Source organism: Tepidicaulis marinus, assembly GCF_000739695.1.
Taxonomy (GTDB): domain Bacteria; phylum Pseudomonadota; class Alphaproteobacteria; order Parvibaculales; family Parvibaculaceae; genus Tepidicaulis; species Tepidicaulis marinus.
In genome coordinates this window covers 49,695-56,410 of record NZ_BBIO01000020.1, presented here as the reverse complement: position 1 = coordinate 56,410, position 6,716 = coordinate 49,695, and the positions used below count along the sequence as shown (strand labels likewise).

Sequence of the window (6,716 nt, the reverse complement as noted above, 5' to 3'; positions counted from 1 at the left end):
TTGACACATCAAATAACGAGCCAAGAGTCTCTCTCCCCCATCCCTCCGGTTTGCCTTCTTCGTCGAGGCGGTCGGGGAAGAGGGACCAGAGGTCCGGGGCGAGATAGGGGGCGCGGCCTTCCATCTTGGCGCGGGTGGGGCCGAAATCGACGAACCAGTCCTTGAAGAGCGCCTGCGCCATCGCCTCCAGCGTTTCGTTCATCCGCCGGTTGAGTTCGATCTTGTCATCAAGCGCGCCTAGAGTTTCGGCAATGACTTTGCGTTCCCGTTCTGGAGGTATAGGAATGGGTACATCAGCCAAGTCTCTCAGATTTAAAGTTGCCTGAACCGTAGTATTTAGACACGTAGAAATATGATCGAGGGCTTGTTTGGATTGGAGGCAAAGACGTACCCAGTAAGCGCCAATCTGTCTTGAAACAGGTATAACGGCTATTGCGCGAGCAACATTCCATCCAATCACTCTTTCATCAGCGATGGCAGTTTGACCAACCGTCCCAACGATACTTACTAACAGTTCACCACTTCTTAGGCGCGTACGTTTATACTTACTTTCCACATCCCTGCTTACTTTCAAGGGTTGCGTGGTGTCCAAGTAGCTCCCTCGCAGATTTGTAACGCGCACAATTGGAATCCCATCTTCGCAATCGTCGCCAGGCTGAACGATTCCATACGAAATTCCGCGATCAGCACATACTAGATCACCGAGGCGTTTTGTAACCCACTCAGCCATCACCGCCCCCCCGACACATCAAGGAAGAGCCGCACCAGCGCGGTGTTGATGTAGTAATTGCTGCGGCCGGCCTGGTGTTTTTCCACGAAGCCTTTGTCGGCCAGCGTGTCGAGATATTTCGCTGCCGTTTGCCGCGTGACGTGAAGGTCGTTCATGACGAATTCAATGCGTGTGTAAGGGTGGCGGAAGAGATTGTTCAAGAGGTCCTGGCTGTAGAGCTTGGGCAGCTCCCCGCGCATGCGGTGTTTGACGGCGGCCATTTGCCCGCGGATACCTTCCACAAGCTCCAGCGTCGTTTTGGCGGTCTCCGCCACCGCTTCGAGCATATAGAGCACCCAGGCTTCCCAGGCGCCCTCGTCCCTCACCGCCTGGAGGAGGCGGTAATAATCCCCCTTCGTGCCGGTGATGTGGCGGCTGAGATAAAGCACGGGAATGTCGAGCAGGCCGCTGCGGGTGAGGTAAAGCACATTCAGGATGCGGCCGATGCGGCCATTGCCATCGGGAAAGGGATGGATGCTTTCGAACTGATGGTGGATGAGCGCCATCTTGATGAGCGGGTCTAGGAGGCAGGCTTCGTCCTCATGAATGAAGCGTTCGAGCGCTGCCATGAGAGAGATAATTTCCTGCGCCTCCTGCGGGGGGACATAAACCGTCTCTCCCGTCGCTTCGTTCTTCAGCGCAGTACCCGGCCCCGTGCGGAAGCCGCCCTGATGCCCCTTCAGGAGCTGAAAAATGTCGATCAACGTCTTGTTGGTGATGAGGCCGCTTTCATACAGCCGGTCGAAGCCGAGCTTCAAGGCGTCGCGGTAACGCGCCACTTCCTTGGCGGCGGGGCTGTCCGGCCCTTCGGGAAAGAGTTCGGCCTGGAAAAGCTCGTCCTGGGTGGTGACGATGTTTTCGATCTCCGAACTTGCCTTTGCTTCCTGCAAGGAGAGCGTGTCGATCAGGATGCCCTGGTTGGGAATGGTGGCGGCGCGGCCCTTGAGCTCGGCAAGGGCGCGGCCTGCCTTGGCCAGCGCTTTTAAAACCGCAACGGTTTCCAGCTCGGCAGCGGGGGGCAGGTCCGGTATTTTATATGTCGGCTTTAACATGTGCCGCCTGAAATGTTAAATAAACAGGATTTTTTTAACATATTTGGGCGGCCTGTTCAAAAACCCGCCCTTTATTGACAAGTTAGCCGGGGCGGACGGCCGCCAGCCGCTCGCGGATCACGCCGGCGAGGCGGTCTGCCTCCTGGAACTGATCCTCCAGCTTTTGCTGGAGAGCGGTGAAGCGCTCTTCAAAAGGCGTGTCGTCTTCCTCCACCGCCTCCGCGCCGACATAGCGGCCGGGGGTCAGCACGTAATTATGGGCGGCGATCTCTTCCCGGGAGGCGGCCTTGCAGAAGCCGGGGACATCTTCGTAGCCCTCGCCTTCCCGCCAGCGGTGATAGGTCTCGGCGATCCTCGCCACATCTTCATCCGCAAATTCGCGGCGGGTGCGGTCCACCATGTGGCCGAGCTTGCGCGCATCGATGAAAAGGATTTCGCCGCGCCGGTCGCGCAGCTTCTTGTCTTTGGCAATACCGTTCGACTTGTCCTTGGCGAGAAACCAGAGACAGGCGGGGATCTGTGTCGAGTAGAAGAGCTGGCCGGGCAGCGCGACCATGCAGTCCACCACCTCGCCCTCGATCATGGCTTTGCGGATTTCGCCCTCACCCGACTGGCTGGAGGACATGGACCCGTTGGCCAGCACCACACCGGCAACGCCCGACGGGCTCAAATGATGGAGAATGTGCTGCAGCCAGCCGAAATTCGCGTTGCCCGCGGGCGGGATGCCGAATTTCCAGCGCTGATCTTCGCGCAGGCGCTCACCGCCCCAATCGGAAATATTGAAAGGCGGGTTGGCGAGCACAAAGTCCGCTCTTAGGTCCTGCAGCTCATCCTTATGGAAAGAGCCGTCCGAATTCCATTTGATGTCGCCTTCAATGCCCCGCACGGCGAGGTTCATCTTGCAAAGGCGCCAGGTCGTGTAGTTCGATTCCTGACCGTAAACGGCAATATCGCCGATGCGCCCGCCGTGACTTTCCACGAATTTTTCCGACTGGACAAACATGCCGCCCGAGCCGCAGCAGGGGTCGTAAACACGGCCCTTATAGGGTTCCAGCATTTCGACCATAAGACGGACAACAGAGCGCGGGGTGTAGAACTCACCGCCGCGCTTGCCTTCGGAGCCGGCAAACTGGCCGAGGAAATACTCATAGACCCGGCCGAGCAGGTCCGTCGCCTCGCCCTTTTTCTGCTTGAGCGTGATGCCGGAGATCAGGTCGATCAGCTCGCCCAGCATGACGGCATTGAGAGCGGGACGGGCATAGTCTTTCGGCAGCACGCCTTTGAGGCTGGCATTTTCCTTTTCGATGGCGAGCATCGCTTCATCGATGAGCTTGCCGATACCGGACTGTTTTGCATTGGCCTGCAGATGCGACCAGCGCGCCTCCTTCGGCACCCAGAAGATGTTTTCCGCCATGTATTCGTCGCGGTCTTCTGCTGCGTCCGGCGCCTCTTCGAGAAGCTCTTCACGCTTCGCCTCGAAGCTGTCCGAAATGTGTTTGAGGAAGATCAGGCCGAGCGCGACATGCTTATAGTCGGACGGCTCCATATTGCCGCGCAGCTTGTCGGCGGTTTTGAAAAGCTCGGCCTCGAACCCCAGATTGGCGCCATTGCCGTTCTTCTCCGCTTGCGCCTTCTTTGCGCCTTTGGCCGCCCGCTTCGCCATGCTCTCCCCCGAACTCACTTACTATTGCTAACTTCCGCGCGTCCCGAGAATCATTCCCGCATCCCGCCCAAGTATGCGCAGCCACGCCCTCGAATAAAGGACGATGGACAGACTGTGTCTGCCCACACCGGCGCCCATTTGGCATATCATGAACGGATAATTTCGTGAAATGCGAGAAACTTGGATGGCGCCGGAAAAGCTGGCCGCTTCTTGATACTGCAGCCGGGTGATGCGCCCCACCCTGTGCTTGCGCACCTCCTCTCGCCGCGGCTGCTTCGTTGCTATGGGACCCGCGGCGGGGTGGATGGGACCCAAAGACCCCGGGGGGCCTTGAAGACACATTCTCGACGCGTGGGGAACGGAGCTGGAACGAAGCAGGAAGGAAGCGCGGCCACTGCTTTAGAGTCCGTGGTACCTATTTGGTACCTGGCCTCTCGACGCGATTCCCGGGTTCGGCTAAGTTATTGAAGATAATGGTACAGCCGCCCCGGCTCGAACGGGGGACCTCCTGATCCACAATCAGGCGCTCTAACCTACTGAGCTACGGCTGCACACCATAGGAAAACCGGCGAAATCCGCCAAAACGGCAGAGGGGCAAGGCCCCTTGCGCCGGTCGGGCGGACCATAATTCGCCTCCCCGGCCAAAGCAAGAGGCTGATTGCCCCGCAAAAGGCCAAAATATGGCTCAATCCGCCGGTTGGACCATGGAGGCGACGAAATCCGGCCAGACGGCGGAGGCGAAGACTAGCAAGATGGCGAGCGGGCAGACAATGCGGATGGCAAAGAGCCAGAGCCGGAACCAGAGCTCCCCGGCACGGGTGACGCCCAGCGCCGCCATCACATCTTCGCGCGAGAGCACCCAGCCGGCAAAAAGCGCCATCAGAATGCCGACCGTCGGCTGCACCCAGCTTGTCACCGTGAAATCGAAAATATCGAAGACGGTTTTGCCGTCCAAAACACCAAGGCTCGCCAGCGGATAGAATTCCGACCAATCGTTGAAGGAGAGCACCGAGGCAAGCCCGAGCAACCAGCAGGCCCCGCCGACGACCAGCGTGGCCGTGCGCCGGCCCCCGGAAAACTTCTCCTCCGCCCAGGAAACCGCCGGCTCCAAAAGCGAAATGGCCGAGGTGATGGCGGCGACCGAAAGAAGGACGAAGAAGGCCGTGCCCACCAGGACGCCATTATCCATCTGCCCGAAAGCGATGGGCACCGTCACGAAGACGAGGCCGGGCCCGGCCCCGGGGGCGAGCGCATAAGTAAAGACCAGCGGAAAGATGGCAAGCCCCGCCAAGAGCGCGACGCCCGTGTCGGCCAGCGCAATGATAAAGGCGGAACGGGGGATGGAAACCGACTGATCGAGATAGGCCCCATAGGTCATCATCGCGCCGAGAGCGACGGAGACGGAGAAGAATCCCTGACCCACGGCGGTGAGGAACGTCATGGCCGTGACTTTGGAAAAATCGGCTTTGAAGAGAAAGCCGAGCGCCTGATCAAAACCAGGCGTCTGGGCCGCATAAACGACCATGCCGAGCAACAGCAGGAAGAGGAGCGGCATGAGCGTCGTCACCGCCCGCTCGATGCCTTTATGGAGACCGCCAATGACGATGACGATATTGATGCCCATGAAAGCCGTATGCCAGAAAAAGAGCGTGAGCGGCGAGGCGGTGAAATCGGCAAAGAGCGCGCCCGAGCCTTCCCCATCCATGCCGGCAAAGGCATTGGAGACGGCAAGCGTTGTGTATTTCAGCGCCCAGCCGCCGATCACCGAATAATAAGAGAGCACCACAAAAGCGCCAATCGTGCCGCCCCAGCCGATGACGGCCCAAAGCCGCGCTTTCTTGTGCTGGCGGGCAAGGCGGACCATGGAGCCGATGGGACTTTGCCCGCCCATGCGCCCGATCAGAATTTCAGCCATCAAAATTGGCAGCGCGATGCCGAGCGTCGTCATCATATAGATAATGACGAAGGCCGCGCCGCCATTCTCGCCCGCAATGAAGGGGAAGCGCCAGATATTGCCGAGGCCGACGGCGCTGCCGATGGCCGCCATCAAGAAGGCAAAGCGCGAAGACCAATGTTCATGCGCAAAGGTTGTCATAAATCCCCCACTCTAAAATCGTTCTGTCATTGGCCCCTTTGCGCGGAGCCTCCCCATCCCTAAAGTGGGGACCAATCTAGCGGAAAGAAAAACCCCTGTCAGGCCGCTACCTGCGTTGACCCGGCAGGGTCTGACGGCCATATAAAGCCTGCTGAGGACGGGACGCAAAGAGGAGACAAGCCCCCCATGACCGCGCCAATCGAAACGGCTTTCATCGATGCCAACGGGCTGCGCTTCGAAGTGGATATGTGCGGGACGGGGGAGAAATTCGCGCTGCTGCTGCACGGCTTTCCGGAGAGCAAGCATTCCTGGCGCTTTCAATTGCCGCTGCTGGCCGAGCTCGGCTACACGGTCTGGGCGCCCAATTTGCGCGGCTACGGTCACTCCAGCCGCCCGGGCAAGGTCGCCGATTACCGGCTCGATCATCTTCTGGACGATGTGAGCGGGCTGATCGATGCGGCAGCCGCGCGCGGGCACAAAGGCCCCGTCACGCTGATGGCCCATGACTGGGGCGGAGTGATCGGCTGGACTTATGCGCTCACCGCGCCGCGCCCGATCGAGCGTTTCATCGTCATGAACCTGCCCCACCCGCATCTCTTCTTGAAGAACGGGCGCACACTCGCGCAGCTCAAACGCTCCTGGTATGTCTTTTTCTTCCAGATCCCCGGCCTGCCCGAAGCGCTGTTCAAGGCGCGCGGCGCCGATGCGATCGGCAAGGCCTTTTACAATATGGCCGTCGACAAAAGCCGCTTTCCGGAAGAGGTGCTGGCGCATTACCGGAAAAACGCGCTTTTGCCCGGGGCGATGCGCGCCATGATCAATTATTACCGCGCCAATTTCCGCCAGAACCCTTATCAGCATGTCTGGGCCGAGCCGCCGAAGCTCGACATTCCGACCCTGATGATCTGGGGCGAGGAAGATAGCGCGCTCGGCAAGGAGCTGACCTACGGCACCGAAGAGCTTGTCAGCGATCTCACAATCCGCTACTTGCCGGAGGTTTCCCACTGGGTGCAGCAGGAAGCGCCCGAAACCGTCAACGCCATGATCAAAGCCTGGCTCGAAGGAAAGCCCGTGCCGCAAGCCGGCACACGCGGCAAACTGCTAACGGCTGCATAAGCGGGGGCCGCCCCCAAGGAC

General features: G+C 59.5%; 5 protein-coding genes and 1 tRNA gene. 1 reads left to right on the top strand and 5 read right to left on the bottom strand.

What is annotated here, in order from left to right:
* From M2A_RS17870 to M2A_RS15215, 5 genes are all read right to left on the bottom strand, one after another.
* Positions 1-730: restriction endonuclease subunit S (locus M2A_RS17870; RefSeq protein WP_197052965.1), on the bottom strand; the 730-nt coding region annotated here is incomplete at its 3' end.
* Complete coding sequence (locus M2A_RS15230; RefSeq protein WP_045449248.1) at positions 730-1,821, bottom strand: Fic family protein; 1,092 nt, start codon at positions 1,819-1,821, stop codon at positions 730-732. The genes M2A_RS15230 and M2A_RS17870, both read right to left, overlap by 1 nt.
* Before the next feature lie 82 nt (positions 1,822-1,903).
* Positions 1,904-3,484 carry a class I SAM-dependent DNA methyltransferase gene (locus M2A_RS15225; protein ID WP_045449246.1) on the bottom strand — a complete coding sequence of 527 codons (1,581 nt, stop codon included), beginning with the start codon at positions 3,482-3,484 and terminating at the stop codon, positions 1,904-1,906.
* A 474-nt stretch (positions 3,485-3,958) separates the two neighbouring features.
* Positions 3,959-4,035, bottom strand: a tRNA-His gene (locus M2A_RS15220).
* Positions 4,036-4,169: 134 nt separating this feature from the next.
* The gene (locus M2A_RS15215) at positions 4,170-5,579 is read right to left on the bottom strand and encodes a sodium-dependent transporter (protein WP_045449243.1); all 1,410 of its coding nucleotides are present in this window, start codon (positions 5,577-5,579) and stop codon (positions 4,170-4,172) included.
* A gap of 186 nt (positions 5,580-5,765) precedes the next feature.
* On the opposite strand from M2A_RS15215, the gene M2A_RS15210 reads away from it, so the two are divergent.
* Positions 5,766-6,695, top strand: a complete 930-nt coding sequence (locus M2A_RS15210; RefSeq protein ID WP_045449241.1) for an alpha/beta fold hydrolase — start codon at positions 5,766-5,768, stop codon at positions 6,693-6,695.
* Positions 6,696-6,716: the final 21 nt, after the last annotated feature.